At 41.6% G+C, this 22613-nt stretch carries 13 protein-coding genes and 1 pseudogene; 2 read left to right on the top strand and 12 right to left on the bottom strand.

Features of this window, described 5'->3' with window-relative positions; genetic code table 11:
* Positions 1–81: 81 nt before the first annotated feature.
* The 4 genes from AC787_RS03740 to AC787_RS03725 form a co-directional block, all read right to left on the bottom strand.
* Complete coding sequence (locus AC787_RS03740; protein WP_054023563.1) at positions 82–1596, bottom strand: ABC transporter substrate-binding protein; 1515 nt, start codon at positions 1594–1596, stop codon at positions 82–84.
* A 101-nt stretch (positions 1597–1697) separates the two neighbouring features.
* A complete protein-coding gene (locus AC787_RS03735; protein ID WP_054026881.1) occupies positions 1698–2552 on the bottom strand; it encodes a carbohydrate ABC transporter permease in 855 nt (284 codons plus the stop codon).
* 108 nt (positions 2553–2660) lie between these two features.
* The gene (locus AC787_RS03730) at positions 2661–3578 is read right to left on the bottom strand and encodes an ABC transporter permease (RefSeq protein ID WP_054023562.1); all 918 of its coding nucleotides are present in this window, start codon (positions 3576–3578) and stop codon (positions 2661–2663) included.
* A gap of 185 nt (positions 3579–3763) precedes the next feature.
* Positions 3764–6070 (bottom strand): helix-turn-helix transcriptional regulator, encoded by a 2307-nt coding sequence (locus tag AC787_RS03725; RefSeq protein WP_054023561.1) that lies wholly within the window; start codon positions 6068–6070, stop codon positions 3764–3766.
* A 319-nt stretch (positions 6071–6389) separates the two neighbouring features.
* Between AC787_RS03725 and AC787_RS03720 the strand changes: the two genes are divergently transcribed.
* Positions 6390–7262 carry an AraC family transcriptional regulator gene (locus tag AC787_RS03720; RefSeq protein WP_054023560.1) on the top strand — a complete coding sequence of 291 codons (873 nt, stop codon included), beginning with the start codon at positions 6390–6392 and terminating at the stop codon, positions 7260–7262.
* Between the two features lie 88 nt (positions 7263–7350).
* Here AC787_RS03720 and AC787_RS03715 read toward each other — a convergent pair whose 3' ends face one another.
* From AC787_RS03715 to AC787_RS03690, 6 genes are all read right to left on the bottom strand, one after another.
* Entirely contained in the window at positions 7351–8496 is a 1146-nt protein-coding gene (locus AC787_RS03715) for a DUF2264 domain-containing protein (RefSeq protein WP_054023559.1), read from the bottom strand.
* Between the two features lie 147 nt (positions 8497–8643).
* The gene (locus tag AC787_RS03710) at positions 8644–11502 is read right to left on the bottom strand and encodes a DUF1565 domain-containing protein (RefSeq protein ID WP_054023558.1); all 2859 of its coding nucleotides are present in this window, start codon (positions 11500–11502) and stop codon (positions 8644–8646) included.
* A gap of 608 nt (positions 11503–12110) precedes the next feature.
* Positions 12111–15770: an S-layer homology domain-containing protein gene (locus AC787_RS03705; protein ID WP_054023557.1), complete on the bottom strand. Its 3660-nt coding sequence runs from the start codon at positions 15768–15770 to the stop codon at positions 12111–12113.
* Between the two features lie 325 nt (positions 15771–16095).
* A complete protein-coding gene (locus AC787_RS03700) occupies positions 16096–17328 on the bottom strand; it encodes an aminopeptidase (protein WP_054023556.1) in 1233 nt (410 codons plus the stop codon).
* 51 nt (positions 17329–17379) lie between these two features.
* Complete coding sequence (locus AC787_RS03695) at positions 17380–17895, bottom strand: GNAT family N-acetyltransferase (RefSeq protein ID WP_054023555.1); 516 nt, start codon at positions 17893–17895, stop codon at positions 17380–17382.
* A gap of 330 nt (positions 17896–18225) precedes the next feature.
* The gene (locus AC787_RS03690; protein ID WP_054023554.1) at positions 18226–18465 is read right to left on the bottom strand and encodes a glycine zipper domain-containing protein; all 240 of its coding nucleotides are present in this window, start codon (positions 18463–18465) and stop codon (positions 18226–18228) included.
* Between the two features lie 322 nt (positions 18466–18787).
* Here AC787_RS03690 and AC787_RS33630 point away from each other — a divergent pair.
* A pseudogene (locus AC787_RS33630) lies at positions 18788–19009 on the top strand (two-component system response regulator); the annotation flags it as partial.
* Between the two features lie 533 nt (positions 19010–19542).
* Here the strand turns inward: AC787_RS33630 and AC787_RS03680 are convergent.
* Entirely contained in the window at positions 19543–21156 is a 1614-nt protein-coding gene (locus AC787_RS03680) for a helix-turn-helix domain-containing protein (protein WP_063847481.1), read from the bottom strand.
* 130 nt (positions 21157–21286) lie between these two features.
* Positions 21287–22321 (bottom strand): ABC transporter substrate-binding protein, encoded by a 1035-nt coding sequence (locus AC787_RS03675; RefSeq protein WP_054023552.1) that lies wholly within the window; start codon positions 22319–22321, stop codon positions 21287–21289.
* Positions 22322–22613 lie beyond the last annotated feature (292 nt).

Raw genomic sequence — 22613 nt, 5'->3', positions numbered from 1 at the left:
GGTGATCCGCCTCCCATTTCAAATATGAAACATGCGCACAGCAACTTAGAAAATCCTTGTTGCCGTACGCATGTACATTTTTTACTTCGTTTCCTTCCATTCTTCCAACTGTTTCTGCATTTCGGCAATAACCTTGTCGCTGCCGGCTTGCTTCAACTTATCTTGAAATTCTTTTAATTGCTCATTCGCATCAACAGTACCTGTTTCTAAACCGGGTTGGTATTGGTCGATAACAGTAGCCAAATTAGCAAATTCTGCAGTGACTGGCGTATTGTCGAATTTAAATCCTATAATTGGAGACGGTATAGCTGTTTCATTTTCTTTTATCGTTTGATCCACAACGTTTGGATCCGCATCCTCAGGCAGAAAAGCATTGAACGTGTTACCAAATACCCAGCTAGCATTAGGGACATAGCCGGCATCTTTATTAATTTGAATAACGTTTTCGGATACCTTCGTGTAGTGCTTTCCTTCTATACCATAACTAATTGTGTTATAGAGCTCTTTGTCCGTATTCAACAAATTGATAAACATCATAGCACGGTCCGGATTTTTGGAATTCTTATTTATCGCCTGCATAGTGGTGATAATAGAACCGGTAGATGTGTACGTATCTGTGAGAGGTACATAAATGACGTCAAATCCACCGTTTGCTAATTTTGCTGAAACTTCACCACCTGGTTTTAGAACGTTATGATACGCGACAACAGCGTTACCTGTTTTTTCGATATCAGCTTTGTTTTTGAGCGTAGCCGCATTGTCATTGATATAGCCTTTGGTATACCAGCTTCTCATCAAGTCCAAGTATTGTTTATACTGCGGGGTTTCATAGACGTTGACCACTTGATCAGGGTTCGTCAGATCTATTCCCATTCCCCCCGCACTTGAAATTAATTCTAATCCGTAAGTCCGCATCATATTACCGAATCTTCCTTTGCGTTCGTTGAGGAATGGAACAATGTCCTTGGATTCGCCAGCTTTCACTTTCTGAAGGAAAGGTTCGATGTCTTCAAGCTTTTTAATTGAAGCGACGTCCAAGCCGTACTTTTCTACGAACCGCTTTTGGATGACAAATCCTTCTTTATTCGTTACCGTTTGATAATTCGGAATTGCATAAATTTTGCCTTGAACTTTGGTAGCATCCCAGACGAATTGCGGCATTGAGTTCATAAGAGTAGGTGCATGTTCGCTGATCAGATCATCCAGTGGTAAGAATGCTCCTTTGGATTGATTTTGCACGTAATCCCAATTCCAATTGGACACCCAAGCAATGTCGTAATTTTCTCCGGAGGCAACCACTGTATTCATCTTTTGCTTGTAGTCTCCGAAGGTTTGCGGCAAAAGCTTAACCGTTGCATTAATTTTCTCCATCGTGATTTTGTTGACTGCATCCTGCACGCTTTGCATATCCTGGGGAATGGCGCTTAAAGGGAAATGCCAAGTCAACTCGACAGGAGCCAATTTTGCCTCTGCCGTATCTGCCGGCCTCGGTTCGGAAGTTGGATTATTATTATTCTTACTACCACCACTGCAAGCCGTCAAAACCATCGCGATACTCAAAGCCCCAGCAAATACCTTCATCATTCTTTTCTTCAAATCGATTACCCCCTACGTTATTTTTTCATTATAGCTAAAAGCATATATATCAACTGCAGCATCACATATAGCATGCTGCTATTTGATATCGATCGTCTTGATTAACCTTTAATTGAACCAACCGTGAGTCCGCTAATGAAAAATCTTTGGAACATCGGGAAAACAATCATCATTGGACCCGCCGCAAGCACCGCCATTGCCATTCTTGCCGATAAACTTGGGAAGTCTGATAAATCCACGCTGACATTGATTGTTCCGATATTGTTCGACAAGAAATCAATTGTACTCATGACCCGATAAAGCAACAGTTGGAGCGGAACAAGATTCTGAGTATCGATAAACAACAAGCCTAGCCACCAATCATTCCAATATTGGAATGATATAAACAATCCGATCGTGACGAGAACGGGAAGTGAAAGGGGCAGCACCATGGTAAAAAAAATTCGCCATTCATTCGCTCCGTCAATTTTTGCCGACTCTACAATTTCGATCGGGAGTTTGTCCATGAAGCCTTTCATCACAAGAATGTAGAATGGACTTAGCAAATAAGGAACGATAAGCGCCCATATCGAATCTTTCAAATGTAAATACTGTGTCACTAGAATATAAAATGGAACAAGTCCACCGCTAAACAAACTTGTGAAGAAGACGTACAAAGTCAAGATCTGGCGATATCGGTAATCGCGCCTCGAAATCGTATAGGCTGTTAAGCTTGTGAACAGTAAGCCGATGAATGTTCCAACGACTGTAACTAGAATCGTAATCCCATAAGCATTTAGCAACGTATCAGGGGCATCCAAAATGATTTTGTAAGCTTTTAAGCTGAATTCCTGAGGAAACAATCGGAATCCATTTTTGAGTAAAGAATTTTCATCCGTAAGTGAAATGGATATAACTAGAACAAGAGGCACGATAAACGCCAGAGACAGTAAACAGAAGAATACATTGATGACCATTCCAGACCAATTAGGTCCGTCTTTCTTTAATCCGCCCCTTGTTATGTTACCTCTTGCCTTCCTTGGCTCTATTGCATTTTGCGAATTAGACATCGACATTTCCCCTCCTTACCAGAGCGCATTATCCGCGTTTATTTTTTTGATAATCCAGTTAGCCAGTAGAACCAGTATAAATCCGACGACCGCTTGATATAGACCGATTGCGGTAGACATCCCTATATCACCGACAACCCGCAGCGAACGGTACACATACGTATCAATAACATCTGTCGCATTATACAGGAAACTCGTGTCGTTCGGGATAAAGTAAAACAATCCGAAGTCTGCACGGAATATTTTGCCCACATCTACAATGAATAAGATGATGATTAGCGGTGTCAGTAAGGGAATTGTGATTCTGCGAATCATTTGCCATTTGGAAGCGCCGTCAATTTTGGCAGCTTCATAATAGCTCGTATCAATAGAAATGATTCCCGCGAAATAGATGAGCGTTGAGAACCCGACGGCTTTCCATATTTGCGTTAATACGATAATAAACGGCCAATATTGCGCCTGCTCATACCATTTAATTGGCTGTTGGCCGAGCATTTCCAATAATACATTCATAAACCCATTCTTGTGGTCCAGGAACCCGAGTACAACGTAACCAACAACTACCCAAGATAGAAAATAAGGCAGGAATAAAATCGTCTGGTGAAGCTTGATCCATTTTCTTGATAATTCGTTCAGTAGGATAGATAAGGTCAACGCAATAACCAGTATCAAGAGGATAAAGGAAAGATTGTAAAGAATCGTATTGCGGGTAACCGTGAACGCAGCATCCGATTTAAAAAAGAACTGGAAATTTTTGAATCCAACCCATTCGCTTGCCCAAATTCCAAGATCGTATCGATAATTTTTAAAAGCAAGCACAAGTCCTAGTAAAGGTAAGTAATTGAATATCAATTTATACACAATTGCTGGCAAGGACATCACGAACAATTCCCGATTACGCTTTAAGTGTTTCCACTCCGTTTTTAGCAGCATTAGCTTTCCTCCTTGCGGTGTTCAACCGTCGTTTAGGTCTTTATTATCACGTGAAAACGGTACAGAAAAGTACTGTAATAATTGAAAAATGCTCTACTTTTTCCCCGTACAATAACGAAAACACTGTATTTCCATCTTTAAATCAAATAAAAAAGCTTTCCAGGTACTTGCGTACCCCGGAAAGCTTATTCATGAACCACTCTCTTGAAACGATATTCTTTGGGGGTTGTACCAAATTTCTTCTTGAAAAGCTTAAAAAAATAACTTTCATTATTATAGCCGACCGTTTCCATTATACGATTAATACTGTAATCGCTCGTCTCAAGCAGCAGGAGCGCCTTACGCAGCCGAACATCATTAATATATTCACTAATGGATATCAATTCATATTGTCTAAATTGTTTACTCACATGAGCGGATGATAGCTTCATTGCGGCAGAGATGCTTTGAAGGCTCAAATTAATATCCTCATATTGTTCCTCGATCATTTCTTTGATGGTATCGATCAAGATCTGATTGGACTGTACCTTAACATCTTGTGAACGCTGTTTCTGGATTTCTTGATAGGTCTCTAGGAAAAGAGTGAAAATCGGTTCTAGCGTTTCTGACTTCAGTAAGTACTGAAACTGCCATTTAAAGTCCAAATTGACCTGTCTAACCGTTCGACTATTCATTTCCCTCACCGCGTTGTTGATGAGAGCTAGGAGATGAAGAACCGAATACATCATATTGTTATAATGCAGTTCTCTAAATTGTAGAAACAATATTTCCAACTGATCCTTATAATCCTTTTCTTGTCCGGACTTAATCGCTTCCGTAATTTTTTTCTCTACATCCGTTGGAAACTGAAAAGAAATATTTTCTCTATTGCGTTGTACGAGATCAGGTGTGATGATGCTGCTCTTTCCGAAAATCATACGATAAGACGAGTTCTCCATGACATAACCATATTGCTGTGAAATCTGTTGGTATTGATCCACCTCATCCCCAATTGAAATGGTAAGAGAAATCCGGTAATACTGAAAAAGTGTTTGTTGAAGTTCCTTCAATATGATAGACAAGTTATCCGAACCATCGTTTGGATGTTCTCCTTGCATATTTAAGAGTAGGACAAAATGATCATTTCTCATGGATACGACTTCACATCGTAAACTTTTGGTCACTAGCTCCTTGGCGATGTTAGCGATAGCGAACTTGAAAAGCCTCTTTTCGGAATCAATGGTCTTCGATTCAAACTCGTGGAAATCATCGATCAGGAGCACACATACACGCATCCGTTGCTGCAAATCAATGTCCCATTCCACCTGCTGCATTTCTTCCGAAGTGGACAAGCTTGCATCTGATATTAGTTTCCGCAAAGCATAGGTTTTGAGCGCATCTTTGTTTGTATGCTCTTCCTTTTCGAGCTTCACCAGTTTGTGCATCGCATCTTGATACTCGTTTGAAATGAATTTCAATTCATCCAAATCAGATTGGGTTTCCAATCCTTTGCGGCGGTTGCCTGACATTTGCTTTAGCATATTTTCAATCGGACGATATAACCGGTAGGCCACAATTAACGAACCTACGATGGAAAGGATTAAGAATCCGATGATAATGCCCAAAGAAATCGTTCTCATCTCGCTCAGCTTTCCGATAACGACGCTGTATGGCTGAACGCTTGCTGTGATCCAGTGGCTTTTGCCTGACGACATAAAGCTTAGAATATATTTGTCTTTTCCCGTTCCGTACACAAAGTAGTCCTGCGTAACACCGGTACTAATTTTATCTCGAATTACCTGCTCAATGGCTTCAGAGGATGTGTGGTCCCCCCGTAGCTGTGCCATCAGCGGGATCCCTGCCCTATCTGTAATAAAAACAGTACCTCGCTGTTCATCTGTAACTTTGTTGATATTATCTACGTTATCAAACAGCCAAGACGGATTAACTGTTACAATTAGTTTACTACCTGACATGTTATCGTAAAGAAACATCGAGAATACTGGCGCATCCATTTCATCATCAGTAAGCGGGATAAATGTAAGCATTGGAATGTTTGCCTGTGAATGTACATACTTATCGATCAAACCATTCAATCCGTCATCCTGACAATTCAGACTGCTCAAGGTAGAATAATAACATCCGGTTTTGGCGTTATAAATGGTTATACTTTCCAAAAATATTGAGCTTGTAACCGCTTTCTCGAGTCTGTTCAATTTTTGCGAAAGCTCGCCTTTGTCCATAACAGCGATATTTGACAAATAGACAACGTCAGGGTCAAAGTAAGTCGATACGGCTATATTTTTAACTGTTTCGTGCATATAGTCAATATTATAATTAATTTGCGACAGTACCTTTAGGTCCGCTTGCTGCTGCATTTGAAGCATGGTTTTATCCGAATTGTAGTAGAGTAGCGTAGTACTTACCGTTAAAAACGCGACCATCAGCACGGTAATGGAAAGGAGCAGCCGAATCAAATATTTTCTTGATTTATACATGCGAAGTATATTCATGTGGATCCTCCGTAACTAACATATTTAAAATCAATATACCACAATATGTAAATTATAAACGATCAACTTTGCATTTTCTTTCATTTCATCATGTAATAATATAGCAATATAAAATTATTTTCAATATTTCATTCGTATAAATTGTTACATTTCATGAGAGCTGTCCCCCTATTGCTCTAGACTGAATTCATTATATTAAATCTCTCGATTTCAAAGTTACAATCCATTGCATGGAATTGTTGTTTTCTTGTCATGTTTAAATATGCCGTGTTAAACTATTCTGAACTAATCATCGAAGTGTTCAGGAGGACTGCACAATATGAAATACTTTGAAGACGTGGAATTACAAAAAATCCCCTACCGCTTCAGCTATCGCAAGATAACGACTGAGAATTATAAAGGGTTCTACCATTGTCATCAGGGTATGGAATTTTTATATGTGCATCAAGGCTCTGGGCAAATTGTAGTAAATCGCAAATTATACCCGATTCAATCTGGCACCTTCCTCTACTTTCAACCGTATCAACTGCATCACATTCAAGTTGATGTACAGCCAGATGCCCCTTACGAACGAACGATTATCACCTTAGAGCCCTCTATATTTGAACACTATTTTGCTTCATTCCCACACTTGAATGTTTATTTTCAGCATTTATGGAAGAACGAAGTCGAGGAGCAGGTGCTCCAACATATTGATAACATGAGCTTTATCAGCCAATTATTTCAGCATCATGATACTGTGTTCTCCAAATACCAGCACCATGCAAAAGAGCAGAATTTCGCCTTACTCCTACTCCAGCTTTTTGAATATCTTTATGCAAAAGGGTTAGGAGATCCGATTGAAAATGGATTAAAGCCGCAAAGACAGCTTCGTTATTCAGAGAAGATCATGAATTGGCTGGAGGGGCATTATTCAGAGGGAATTTCGCTCGATAAGTTAGCTGATCATACGCATATATCCAAATATTATGTGTCTCGTATCTTTAAACAAGAAACCGGCTCTACTTTGATGGAATATATACTTGCAAGGCGAATCAGACAAGCCTGTCTGTTATTAAATACTAGCAACAAAGGGATTGAGCAGATCAGTATTGAGGTAGGAATGAACAATTTCTCTTATTTCTGCCAGGCTTTCAAAAAGCTTGTAGGCATGACACCGATGGAATACAGAAAAAAAACTACGACAGCATGATTGACAAAGTCTCTATAGCTTTAGACAATATACTCTGAAATAAAATAGGCATCCTCGAGAGATTATCTCACGAGAATGCATTTTCTAATTAATCATTTATCGCATGATCTGCTTCGATATCCTCACCTGAAACTATTTTTTGAGCAGTCCACTTTGCATTTGGCGCGGACCAGAACTCGTTTTCGGGCGACAGACCTAGCGGCAGAAATACTGCTGCGCATAAATATAAGCTTCCCGTATTGATATAACCCTCAGCAAGGCCAGGTTGGTAGCCATACAATCCAGGACGCAACCAGCCGTTTTCATCAAAATTCCCAGGCGCTTCCATGATTCGTTGAATGACGGCAGTAAGCGCGCACCGAACTTGGGAAGGTTGGAGCTGCTCATCCAAAAATTGCTGCAGCGCAACCTGGGAGAGAAGTTGAAAGGCTCCGAACCGATACGTCAAAGATCTACCTATTGCAGGATAAGTACCATCAGGCGCAATGAACCTCTCCAATATCGTGGCGTATCTCTGAGCCCGATTAAGGATAATTGGTTTTAATTCAGCATAATGAGGTGAGTCTTGTTCAAAAAGTTTTATTAAATCTACTTGCATCGGTTGAATAACAAAGCTGTTGTAATAATCCCAATGAAAATCCTTCCCATCTCCATATATGCCATCGCCTTTGTACCAAATCTTAAACAAATGAATAGCAAAACCAATGCGCATTTTGTCATATTCTTGATCTCCAAGCAAGTATAAGCCAGCTTCAACCATTGCACTGAAAAAGAGCCAATTATTCGAACAATTTGCTGTTTTACGGGTCTTCTTAAAAGCAGATATTAAATTATTTCTAACCCGATCGTCCAGCTTGGCGGTAATATTGTTTGGTGCTCGTAAAAGAGCATGAGCAAGGAATGCTGTGTCAACAAGTGGTTGGCCTTTGGTTATAAAATCCATATAATCCGGCGAGTTTGGGTCTGTTGCTGCATCAAGACTATCCATCATTAGCTGTTCGTATTTGGATCTCAGCTGTTCTTCTTCTCCTTTCAGATCATTCAACTCTATCCAAGGTGCGATTCCACAGGCAAGTCTTCCGAATGCCTCAAGATATGCAAATTGACTGCGATGGCTATTAAACTCAGTTGGTAATTTTTCCTTCAGCTTTCTTTGAGCAAGGGATGACAAAACCGGTTCCGCAATTTTTATCATTGTATCGAGCCAATACTTACGCTGTTTTGTAGCAATCATCTTATTAGCTCCTCATTTTCATTTATTAATTTAATCTTTTCAATTTAATTCTGTCACCAAAGGAGAATATATTTGTCAGACTATAAAGTCTTATCCTAAAAAAGCCGGAATGGAGCATGATGACACCAAATCCGGCTCGTTCACCTTTTATTGAATACTTACATCATCAAAATACGCTGTGTTCGTATTTCCAGACCATAAATCTCCTATCAGTATCCTTTTGAAGCTAGTTACGCCAGTCGGCGATGCAACAAGTATACCGTCGATGTACATGTCTACTTTAGTGCCAGAGGTATAATCCCACTTGAACTCATGCCAGCCTGTAGTTCTGGTTACGTTTGTTGCCGAATGTGTACCGCCTAGCCGTATTGCATATTTAGTTTTGGAAGTCGGGGTATTGACCTCTATTCCCCGAATAGTTACACCGTCATCCACAAAAGCTGCAGTTTGCATGTTCATTGCGCTGGCATTGTCATAAAACCACATCGTAACCACTTTGTTATGACTCGATTCGAACGTTTGCGAGACAGCATCCATATCTTCATTGACGATATAACTATTGCTACCGGAATGCTTAATAGCCGTACTCGTCGACGGAGTTCCTTTGCCTGGTACCGCTGCCCAATTGCTCAAACCACTCTCAAATCCGTCAAACGAATACATCGATTGGAATACGGTTGTGTCAATCACAAGTGCTGCGTCATCAGCATATGCTTCACCAGTTCCGGAAGTTTTCTTGAAGTAAATCGTGGCGCTTGTATTCGCTGCCCCTGTCTGAAAGTAAACTTTAACGAAGGTCCAGGTGGAACTGTTAGATGGAGTCGACACATCGGATCCTCCGTAGTTCTTGACACCTAACACGGCAGTTTCACCTGCTGGCGTTCTAAGCCAACCTCCAGCAACATAATTCGTATTCGGTTGCAGGCCTGTAATCGTCTGAGCCACACCGTCAACCCCACCGCTCAGCTTTACTCCGTATAGCTGAGAACGAGATTTGCCGGAATTTGCGGCTTGTCCCCAGTGATTGTCTTCTACCACTACAGCATTATGTGCGTCCGTTGTTGACCAATTGGTAAGGTCCCCTAGCTCAAATCCTGCGTTTTTAGCCAAATTCATATGAGGTGTACTTGGGGTAGAATAGGACGGACTAGGAGGAGCCGTAAAGTTGTGACCAGCTGTCCAATCGGTCCCTCCGTACTCATAAGCTCCAATATCAGGAGCACTACCCACATAACCATCTGTAATACCAGGAATGACGATCCCAGCATCTTTGGCAGATGAAGTAGAAAGCAAACGATAATCACGACTGGCTTCATTCACAAACCCTGGGGAGTTCGTGAGATTGCTGCCGATTGTTGTGTACGCTGTAACTTCCGGATCATACCCTTTAATAATGTTGTTAAAGATACGATCCCCGTACATATCCGTCAGGAAAGTATTACCCCAAGCATTAATCGTGGAAGCTTGGGTCCAAGCGGTATTATTGTAGACCAAGTTATAGTTGGAAGGTATGTTCAGCTGAATACCCGCGTTATTCCAAGTCACGTTATGATGAATGATGAAATTGCTAGTGAAATTATCCAGATATATACCTATCCCTAGATGAGTAGATTTACTATCATGGACATAATTGTGATGGATCTCGGTATTCCCTCCATCTGTATTTGGTCCATAGATCATTCCCAGGTCAGTGGTTAGCCAGCCGGCGTTATAAACGTCGTTATATTGGATGTTATTCGCGCTCATCCCGGGAGCGAAGAATAGGGTAACCCTACCTGCATCACTCACGGTATTATGGCTAATTAAACTATTTGCCCCTTTAAGGTTCACTAGCCCATCCCAGTCTGGTATATACCCACCGTCATGAATATAATTGTTAATCACGTTGTTTGAGTTGCCTTTAACTGTAACAAGGCTGCCGGAGCTATAGGCAAGCTCACTGTCTCGGATCACATTATGGCTGCCGTCCAAGATTATTCCGAGGTTGGTTTGCTCTTCAGCTGCTGTATTGAGTTTATTGTGAGAAATATATTTGCTAACGATGCCTTGAAGCAGACAGTTATGGGTCAAACTATCCATTTGAATCGTCGCAGCTATGGTTTGAATGCCTTTAATATCGACATAACCTTTATCCGATAGATCGAAGGCGATATTTCTTTTTTTGGCTTCGACTGTTTGGCTTGAAGGGTCTCCACCACCCGGTGCAAAGAAGTAGAGCATGGAGCCCGCAGAATCATACCACCACTCCTTCTCCACATCCAATGCGCCTTTTATTCCTGACAAATAATATTTATTGCCCGATCTTGGAGTATAAGAGGCGCCCGATTGTCTGAGTGCATCAAATGTCAGTGTCTTCGTTGTTGAATCATAGGCAGTAACGGTCGGAGTCTGGGCAATCCATTCACTTCCGCTTGTTATCCAGAGTGTAGCTCCGTTCCAGAACCCCGTCCCTCCGGGAAGATTCGAATCTGTGATATGATTTGCATTAGTCCCAGCGCCTGCGCTTGCTCTCGTTGGACTGAGCAAAGTACCTGTCTGGTTAGGCCAACGTGCTTCATTCATCATTTCACCATTTACGAACACTTGGTTACCTGCCCCTAAGGTCCAATTCATTGATGCTTTATATATATTTCCACTGTCCTGCGTCCAGCCTGAGATGATGTCATTTCCACTTACTGTAACGGTTTCATCCATATAATTCTGGTAAGTAATCTTGTTTCCCGTGGTGCCAGAGTTAGCTGGGGTAACCGTTTCGCGATACGTCCCCTCCCTCACATAGACCGTATCCCCAGCTTGCGCCGTGAGAGCAGCCTGTTGAATTGTTAGAAACGGCGTGCTTAGAGAAGTTCCATCATTGGAATCGCTTCCATTTGTGGCTACATAAAAAGTGGTTCCCGCGGCATTCACTTCAGTGTTGGGGGCTGCTACAGACAAGGGTGCGATTATCAAGGCACTCAACATCAATTTGAATAAACGACTCTTCCATCCACTTGTTTTCCCATACATTTGCACACGCTCCTCTTTGATCATTTGAGGGTTTGGCTGACAAGGTACACTCAAAATATTCTAATGTATTTAGCTACGCTACCCATTCAAAAGAGTTATCCTCCCTCCCTTTGAAAATCCAGCTCTATGCGATAGGCTGCCCATGAAACAATTAACATACTTCAAGGACTCACTAGTACCGCCAATATTATAAAACTTTCTTCGTTATCTCAAAGCAAAGTTCGGAAACAATTCCCCCCGATTAGCTGAGTGCGATTCAACACTATCCGTTGGAATGGAGACTTTTTTAGCTTCCCTCCTTGCTGTGTTCAACCATCAATGTGCGTTCTTATTATCACGTTAGAACTGTACTGATTACTACTGTAATAAATGAAAATCGCTCTACTTATCCCCTGTACAATACTGAAAACACTGTAATTTTACCCAGATACACATTACGCAGTGGTGCTCAGATTTCGTGGGACAAAAAAAACCGGTCGAGATTGCATCTCGCCGGCTGATTGTGTTTGTTATTATATACTGAACAGAGTGTTCATAGGCACCTGTAAATCTTTAAAGACGATGGATTGGATCGTTTCCTGCTCCGTATATTCTTTTTAAAATTCCACTTATTGTGCAAGCAATTTATCCAACAAGCGAATGATCATCGCAACTGACTCAGCACGGGAAGCAGATTCATTCGGTTTGAACAATCCGTTGCCTTTACCACTTACGATACCTGCAGTTGCGAAAACATTGATTTGTTCAGAAGCCCAGTTCGTAACTACATCCGAGAATGGATTGGATGTGCTAGGAGCAAAGTTCGTCAGCCGAGCAAGCATTGCAACGATCTCAGCGCGGGAGATCTTTTGATTAGGATGGAAAAAACCATCACCATAACCCGTGATTATCCCTTTAGCCTGTAATGCTGCAATCGCTCCTGAAGCCCAATGCCCTTTTGTGTCAGAGAAGGAAGAACCGCTTGAATCCGTTAGACCAAAAGCTTTTGCAAGCATCATGGCGAACTCGGCGCGAGTTACCTTTTCATTGGGATGGTAAGAACCATCTTTATAACCCGTTACAATACCCATCTTAGCGGCACGTTCCACTACTGAAGCACTCCACGAAGATGCTGGAACGTCCGAAAAGCTTACAGCAGGAGCCGATTTCTCTTTTTCCACGATAGCCTTAACTACGTCTACATCTACCTTGTCATTGAAGACAAGCTCCGAAGACGTTGGTGTTGGTGTCGGTGTTGGTGTCGGTGTTGGAGTTGGAGTTGGAGTTGGAGTTGGAGTTGGAGTTGGAGTTGGTGTCGAAGGCTCAGTTCCTTTTGTTTTCACGACAGAAAACTCATCGATCACATTACCCGCACTCGTACGTGCTTCCACATGAATCTCATCCTCAGTAATTTCAATAGCGGAATATACCGGAACGTCTTCATCAAAGATATAATTCAAATAATTATATTGAGTACCATCATAGAATTTCCAGCCCGAAGCACCACCATCAAGATATACAGTACCCTCATTTGTAGCTTTATTTGGCTTTCCATCCAGCATTGGATAGGTGCGCGCATACACATGATCATGACCAACTAGAACCAAATCAACTTTCTTCTCTTCTAATATCGGTGCAAAATACGTTTGTGTATACTCAACTAGGGATTCTCGACCATTTTCTGTATGATAGGCAGGACGATGGAACATAGCGATAGTCCACTTTTTATCATTCTTATCCAAATCTTTTTCCAACCATGCTGCTTGATCAATCATTTGTTCCTCTGTACCTTCTGAGTTCAATACGACAAAATGAGTATCATCGACCTCATAAGAGTAAGCATATTGCAGTTGGGATTCTGGTCCGTTCTCTGGGAAATTCGCACCTTTGGTGAATACTTCTTTCCCTTCACTCTTCACATCATGATTACCCAATGTTAGAGCAGTTGGAAGTTTTGTTGCATAGACCGAAGAAGCTTGCCAGAACTTTTGCCATTCTTCGAATGCGCCGCCTACATCAACCATATCCCCGCCATGCATAATAAACTGTGTTGATGGATATTGTGTTATAGCGTTAGTCATTAGTTCTTGATAGGTTTGTATTCCTTGTGATTGATTCGTATGAGAATCTGTAATATACAAGAATGAGATCGGTGTTGATTTATTTTGATCTACTGTAGAATATTCATACCACTCCGACCAATTGCCCTCATAGCCTACACGATATTTGTAAGCGGTATCTGCTTTCAAGCCTTCAATCAGCGCATTATGAAACCGGATTTCACCCTTCGTTCCATTTTCCTTCATACTAAGCACTTGAAGCTCACTCTCAGCTTGATGCTGTTTTACATGATTGATATCAGGGCTATCTCCTGTTCCCCATTCGCTAGCTTCAATGTATTGAAGATAAGTAAAGGTTTGGTCTGGCTTTGTTTGCCAAGCAGCGCTCAGCTCAGAAGACATATCTTCTGCCACATAGGTTTGAACATATTGAGGTTCATCCGTACCGTACTGCTCCACGACTTCATAATTGACAACCTTACTGTTCTGATCACCGTTGACAGCTTGAACCTGATAGGTTCCAAGTGCCAATGTAGTTAGGTCTGTCGTTAATTGTCCTTTAGCATCTGTTTTACCAAGGCTACCGCTCAATAATTGACTGCTAACATCAGCTTCAGAGATATAACCTGTTGTTTGGCCATCTGCGAGAATAACCTCGAATAATCCATCCTCAGCTTCTGCTGTAGCATAGTAACGTTCACCAGCTTTTGCAACCATTAATACACCAGAAGATGTATCATCATCCTCATATACATTAGACGTTACAGTGTTAACTGTAACCACTGAGCTTTGCTTTAATAATCCAGTGAAAACAATATCCGTACCTTCATACGGTTTGCCCTCACGGTCTAATACTGTAAATGTAGATGGTGTGCCCAAACCAACTCCCGTCATTCCCAGCTGATATGGAAATGAGATTGTATAGTGAATAGGAGCAGCTAGTGGTGAGCTAGTCTGAACTTCGCCAGCTGTAAGATTCGTATTACTCATTGTTATGGTTTTGTAATCTTCACCGCGCTCTAACGCGGCATGAGAGCTCACTCTGAAGTTAACAGTAACGACATCATGGGCTGCTGCTATTACGTTATTAAGTGCTACCTGAACAATTCCGTGCTCATTATCAATATCTGAGGTTAGGACAACTCCATTCGCCGGAGTAATGCTTTCTACTTGAAGGGTACTTGCATCATAATTTAATGCGAATTTTGCCCATTCTGCATTCAAGTAATCTTTAATACTAACTTGAACAGAGTAGATTTCATTACTTACTGCTTCTTTGTCAGCAGTCATGACCAAACGTTCTCCTGCATTCAGAGTGAAGGCGAATGTTTTCCCTGCTGGGTTACCATCCTTATCCTTCACTTCAATAACAAGCTCATGATAACCGCCATCCACATATTCTCCTGGATAGGTTAATAAATTTGTATCTGGAGAATAGTGCACTTCATCCGTAATATCCGTTCCGTCCAAAAGAACAGATAATGTATCCAAATCCAGACCTGATCCATTATCGGTCAGCTCAACCTTTAATTCATCAAGTGGAGCGCTTAGTACTTCATTCGGGGCAGGGGCTATAGGTTTAATGTTTGGAACGTCTTTATCCTCATCAAATTCCTCATAAATAAAGGTAATATCATCTACCCAAATAGAGCCCTTATTTTTCTTGCTCATATTCGATTGTTTCAATTGGAAAAACAATTCAAGGACAATCGGACCTGGTTTACCCTGCGGAACATCCGCCTCAATATATTTCCAACCAGACCAGTCGATACCCATTTGATTTTCATCATAGAATTCTGCTTGGAAAGAAGATCCACCTTTATCTCTAAATTTTGTCGTTAGCAAATGTCCTTCATTGTTCCCATAAACCCACATGCCTACTTTAGTAGGGTATCCTGTTACTGGAATATTCCCCGTTTTATACCCTACTTCAATTTGAGAGGGGTTATCTACTATGCCAATCATATCGTAATCAATTCTAGCCGAATATTGTCCATTTCTTACATGCTTCTTGTTATTTTCCAAGTGCAGCGTAGCATCATATATACGTTTAGGATTAAATTTCACATCTGTGATTCCATCTTCAAAATCTTCAATCATGACGGATGGCGCAGTTTCATCTGCTGCATAGATATGATTATTTTGACCAAAACCTGTATGTAACCCTCCTCCTAGCAACGCTATCATGGATGCGATCACTATTGTCTTATGTAATCCTTTTGCCTTCATTGCTTTTCCTTCACCCCTTAGTAAATTTATTATTCAATGAGAACTATAACAGTGCAGTGTAAAATGAAAACTCCTTAATTATTAAGAAATTATTTTTTATTCACATAAATTGTAATTAAATATCCTTCAATTAAGTTGGAACTTGGAAATGCAAAAAATCCACAACCTCTTGCGGTTGTGGATTTACATGGTGGGGGCGAACCGTGGCTGTGCAAAACCACAATTCGCCTTCATGTGTTTATAGGGTACCAGCTTAATCACTTGCTGTTCCAATGTCCAACTTGAACCTCTGCAAAATACGACCCAACCTACGCATTGCTGTCCTCTAGTACGCCCAATTCCCTTGACGAAAAACAGGCTCAATTGTACCGTCAGGCAGTTCTCCGTCAATATCGAGATCAGCGCATCCAATCATGAAGTCAACATGCGTAAGACTTACATTAGCGCCCCGCTCCAGAAGTTCCTCATTGGAAAGCTTCGTCCCGCCTTCTAGGTTAACGGGATAAGCACTCCCAAGTGCAAAATGACAGGACGCGTTCTCGTCAATACCCGTATTATAAAATACTCTGTTCAAGTTTGATATTGGGGAATCATGCGGCACTAATGCCATCTCTCCGAGATAAGATGCACCTTCATCCGTTTCGAGCAACGATGTTAAATGTTCGAGACCCGACTCGGCATCATAAGCAACCACTTTGCCATCCTTGAACGTAAACGTGATCCCTTCGACAAGTCTACCGTTCAAATTGAGAGGCAATGTGCTTGTTACCGTGCCGTTCACACCGGTTCGATGCGGCATGGTGTACACTTCTTCAGTCGGCATATTCGCGACAAAATACACACCTTTCTCATTCTCCCCACCGCCGCCACGCCAAATATGTCCTTCAGGCAGCTCCACACGTAGATCCGTTCCCGTCGCACGATAATGGAGACTCTTGTAGCGTTTCGCATTCAGTAGATTCTGACTCGTCTTCAAATGATTAATATGCTCACGCCAAGCGGCGATAGGATCATCTGTATTCACACGCACCATTTGGAAAATAGCTTCCCACATCGCATCCACTCGTTGCTCCTCCGGAAGGTCAGCGAACACTTTGTCCGACCATGCGCGAGTTGGCGCTTTAATCAGCGACCAGCTAATTTTACTATTCCGCGTATACTTTGAATATTCCTTTCGAGCGATAGCCGCAGACTTGACCGCCGCTGATACTTTAGAAGATTCGATACCATGGAACAGCTCTGGGTTTGGCACTTTGATATGCAATATTGCCCCGCCCTCTTCAGCAAAATGCACCATGCTATCTGCTAACCACTGCGGATAATAGTCGAAGGAATCGTCTGACGCCTTCTCAAATCGAACACGAGTAATCGCATCGTCATCCCACTCGACAATGACAAATTTGGCTCCTGCTTCATAAGCTTTCGCCACAATTAATCGCGTAAGTTCAGCCGTTTCAATCGGGGCATGTACGATAAGCACTTGCCCAACTTGAACATTCACACCAACCCTAACGACTAATTCAGCATATTTGTTCAACATTAACTCAAATGTCTCCATTCACCGAACCCCTCTCTAAATCTTCCTTATTATATCTAAGCTTTTGCTAATTCACTGGACATCTTCCAGCACAATTGCTTTCTCCATTATATTATCGTCCATCACAAATCCATTTCCTATATCAGCCACCTGAGTACGCACTGTTCTAAATCCTTTTTTCTCATAAACAGCAATAGTTGCATCATTATAACGATTTACCGTAAGCCATATAATATTTAGTCTTCGATCTTTGCATATCTCTACCAAGAACTCCATAGCCAGACTTGCATAACCTTTTCCTCGATGCTCTTTTCGTATGTAAAATTTGCTTAAAAATAGCTTGCCTTCTTCTTCTTTTATCCCCAAGTAACCGATATTATTGCCATTTACATTCATAAAATAATATTCATAACCCTGATTTTTAATTTGGTTAGTAAGCGCATGAACGGATTGAAATTTATCCACCATATAATCAATTTGTTCATTTGATATAATGCTTACAAAATATTCATTCCAAATTTCCGATGCCAATTTAGCTAAAGAAGAGACTTCTGCCTCTGTCTCTACTTTTGGATAAAAAAGTTCCATGATTTTTACCAACCACCTTTTTAATTGTAAGTCAATTCTATCATATTCAAAATAATATTAGCGAGAGCAGTTGCTTTGATGCATTAGACTCCGTTCCTTCAGTATGGATGTTCTGATTAATCAGTACTAATAATTGCATTTTATTGGAAAATTAAAGGTCTGTATTATGAGGAGTGATGTAAATGATGGTGAAAATGGTTATTAAAATAAAGCTTAAGGAGGTTTGATATCAAGCGCTTATCGATACAACGGGGAAAGTTGATAATAATGGAGGGCGCAGGATTTCCCATACGCCCTGATCTTCCTAACTAGTAGATGGATAGCAACTTCTTACTCTTTTTGGTGTGAGTCGTCGTCGTTATCTTCAGCAGCCTCTCCCGCTTTATTACCCAATGCTGCACCTACGATACCGCCTACAACAGTTCCAACAGGACCCAAAGCGGAACCCACAACAGCGCCGACAGCACCACCACCCACAGTTCCTACAGCTTCTCCAATGTCAGCTCCATCTGAATTGGTTCTATTGCGGTCAGAATCACCGTTTCGATTGTGGTCATTGTTTTTAGTCATCTAATATCACTCCCTCATTTTAATGAACGCTGCTACTTGTAGTGCAGTCAGAATGTATATCTTCCCCTAACTAGTCAGAATCTATTCTATCCTGGTGATCTACCTGTACATGCTGAACGGTTATGCGATCTTCTTTTCGAATCCTATCCATTATTCACCTTTCCTGCTGTTAACGCGGAGCCCTAACCTTAGCAAAAGACTCTTTCTCCAAAATGGAGAAAGAGTCTTGGTCCACCCATTGATTATGCAAATTAAGCTCTTCCTTAAAAACAGCCTCATGGTCATGCCCGTTCGTTCCATAATTGCTGCTGATCGTGTGTTACGGGAGCAGTACTCCATATCGGAGCTTCCGGTTTTGCTGTTGACCGCGCGTAATCAGCCTGCTGACATCTATACCGGATTCTCGTCAGGAGCGAACGATTATGTTTCCAAACCTATAGATGCGCTGGAACTTAAATACCGGATCAGGGCTTTGACCATGCTGAAGCAGTCCATTAATGAACGTTTGCGCTTAGAAGCCGCCTATCTTCAGGCACAGCTTAAATTGACAATAAAAATGACTCATAAATTGGCAACAATTTGTACGTCATTTTTATTATAGTCCTGTCATTTTTAGTTTGAAATCGTACGATGAAGCCTCAGCTAGTTCTGAGCACTTGTAAGAACCTTTTGGTTCTTACAGAGCCCGCCTGTCGCGTACCTATACCCGTATGATTGCTGTAAGCACATATGTGTTCTTACAGCAGCAAAACTAGCTTATCTGAGCACTTGTAAGAACCTATTGGTTCTTACAGAGTCCGTCTAGCCGCGTACTTATACCCGTATGATTGCTATAAGCGCATATGTGTTCTTACAGCAGCAAAACTAGCTTATCTGAGTGCTTGTAAGAACCTATTGGTTCTTACAGAGTCCGTCTAGCCGCGTACCTATACCCGTATGATTGCTGTAAGCGCATATGTTTTTCCTGACGCAGCATGTATTACAATAAAAGACCCAAATGTTCATTTGCTGATGGTTGTTTTGGAGTTTCTGAACTAACCGCTAAATAAAACCGCTGTAGAATTCATGCGGATAAATCTATGCAAGAGCCCGCAGTACGTCATCGATTTTCATGCCATGAGCGAGAATTCCATAATTCATCCAGCTGAGAAAATCGACCTCGAACACACGATTATGACGCACAGCGGGAAGTGACTGCCAGAGGGACGTCGCATAAAACTCCCTCTTTTCATGCTCCGTTATTTCAAAAGTGACGAACAAGTTATCGGCATCAAGCTGCGCGAGTAATTCTGGTGTTAACTCGGCTGTTCTTGTACAATTCGTCAATTGCTTTACAAGCGGATGAGGCGTCATTTCCAGATCCTTGTATAGAACGGGCCCCGTATAACTCTTCTCCGGACCGCCATACAGCAGGATTCCATTGGCGCTGACTCGAAGAAAAACAGTGGTTTGGTGTTGAATCGCGCGAAGCTTTTTCCGGGCGGCATCTGCTTTTTGTTCATACTTAGATATAATATCAACCACCTTAACGCTTTTGCCTCTACCAATCAGATCTGCCATGGTTCGCAAGGTCTCCCGCCAATCTTCTCCCTCATTGGACATTTTGTAGAGCGGAGCCTGCTCCTCAAAGAGATGATAATCCCATTTATCTTGAAACCCAGAGTCTACCAAAATAAAGTCCGGCTTTATCGGCAGCTGAGCAGCATATTTATCGGAAATCTCAATGGCCGGAATATGATCAAGCCCCAAATATGACTGTTTCCCCCACTTAGAAATGGAGCATTGCAGGATAGGCGTAACGCCAAGCGTCACGAGGAAATCTTCAAGAAATGGTGCGAATACGCGGATTTCCTCCCGGTAATGTCTTCGGTATTGTCCTGGTGATATGCCAACCGACTTCTTGAAACGGCGGTTAAAATAAAACTCATCGCCAAACCCGGCGTTCAGGGCGATATCGGATAAACGATCGCCGGTCACTTGCAGCAGATGCTTCGCTTGATCAATTCGAATCCCAGACAAATACTGCAGTGGCACCTGACCCGTTATCTCTTTGAACAAACGCGAGTACTGCGAGCGACCAATATCGGCCAAATCAGCCAGCTGACCCACCGACCACTCGTTGCGATATTCACGGCATAGTCGATCGATTGTGGCCTCAACCGCATTACGACTGCTCTGAGTGTAAGATATGGTGAGATTCTGCTTGAGAATATGGCGAAGCAATTGTTGAAAACATATTTGTTGATCGAGATAGGCCAATTCATCGCTTGTATCTAATATGCTAAAGCCATAAAGTGTCTCCACCCATTCCAAGCACTGGGAAAACGGGTTGCACACAACTTCTCCTGTGCAAGGAAATAAAGAACCTGCATCGATTTTCAAAGAGGCTTGAGCATCTCTTTCAATATAAAGTATCTCAAAGATCAATTCATAAATAATGAGTCCGTTTTTGCCAACTTCGCTTACGATCGTTGCGCCCGGCTCACATATGAAACATTTGCCGCGCTCGAGCTGAAAGCCGCAGCCATCTAGAACTAGACGCCCTCCGCCGTCCATAATGATGTACAATCGATAACATTCATTTATATTTGCCTTATGTTTTTCATGAGGCTCAAATTCCTTATAGCTTACTCCGATCAAGCGATAGAGCTTGCTAGGAGATACATTCGTATTGGAGATAGTCTCTTGCATAGATTTACCATCCCTCCTTATTGTGAGAATGATTATCACTAAAAACACTATAAACGATAAAGAAGAGCATATCAACTGTACGTTGAAATGCCCTTAGGACCGATCAAGCTAAATCGTCGTCTTCTTTGTATTACTTCAGTAAAATCCTCTGCAGATCTTCAATCTTGAGCTGGTTGGCCATGAAAGCACCCGTTTGCCAGTAGGTCCTATCTACTTGATAAACATTTCCATTTCGGACAGCAGGGACACTTTTCCAAATTGGACTATTCATCAATTCATTGATAGATTGTTGATTCTCAGTCGATGACCATGTTCCGTTCGAAGTCAAAATAATGATATGGTCCGCATTAAGATCAGGAAGCTTCTCCATGGAAATGGTGTCAATGAATGCGTCCATTTCTGCGACCATTTTCGGCGCGGTTAAGCCTAATTCTTTGTATAGGATAGAACCTATGAATTTGTTCTTAATACCAAGTAGATTGAGGTCATTCTCACCGATATTAAGGCGCAGAACGGCAACAGATTCCTCTCCGATCGATACTTGCAGCTTACTTTTTGTATCCGCGATTTTCTGCTCGTAGTCCTTCACCAGCTTCTCTGCTTTCTCTTGTTCACCAATTAGATCAGCAATCTTTAGAAGAATATCGGAGGAACTACTCGTCAAAATTTCGTCAGGCATCCGATAGGTCGGCGCTACTTTAGAGTATTTTTCATAAATGACCTCATCCACGAAACCTTCGGTAATAATGAGATCAGGTTCTGCTTCTAGTAGTGCTTCAATACTTCCTGTGATATCAAATTGAGGAACATCTAAATTCAAATAATCCTGTTTACCCCAATTCGGATGGTACCACTGAATAACAGGTTCCACACCAAGAGCGACTAAATAATCCTCCAAATAAATGGCTGCTATTCGCTTTGGCTTGACCGGAATTTCAACCTCTCCGAAATAATCCTTTACTACACGGGTTTCGTTATTATTCGTTTGTACGCCTTCGCCGTTCTCTGCGGCTTTGTCTGTCTGTGCATTCACTGCATTTCCTTTGTTCGCTGCTTCCTTCTTCTCTTCTTGCGATGTGCTGCATCCTGTAAGTGCCGTGATGACAATGAGAAGAGAAATGAGACCTCTTACAATGATGTTGCGTGCTCCTGTATGCCGAAACATATTTTACCCACTCCTGTATATGTATTTTAGTAACGAAATGTTATCAGTGATTATCATTATCATTTGGTTCATGAGCAATTATATCATTATGGTTTTGGGAAGCAATGTCCTTTCTAATGCGAGTTTTTTATCCAAACGCGTGATCATTAAAAAGAATCAATCCTACAAAACATGTAATCTATATAAAAAAAACAACCGTCTTTAGGCAAAATGCTTTACCCAAAGCCGATTGTTTTTAACTAGCAATAATTACTTCATCGCACCCGAGGTTATTCCAGCTACAATGTATCTT

The sequence above is a fragment of the Bacillus sp. FJAT-28004 genome (assembly GCF_001280845.1).
Lineage (GTDB): Bacteria > Bacillota > Bacilli > Paenibacillales > Paenibacillaceae > Pristimantibacillus.
Note: the sequence above shows the minus strand (reverse complement) of the source record. Positions and strands in the feature narration are given on the sequence as shown.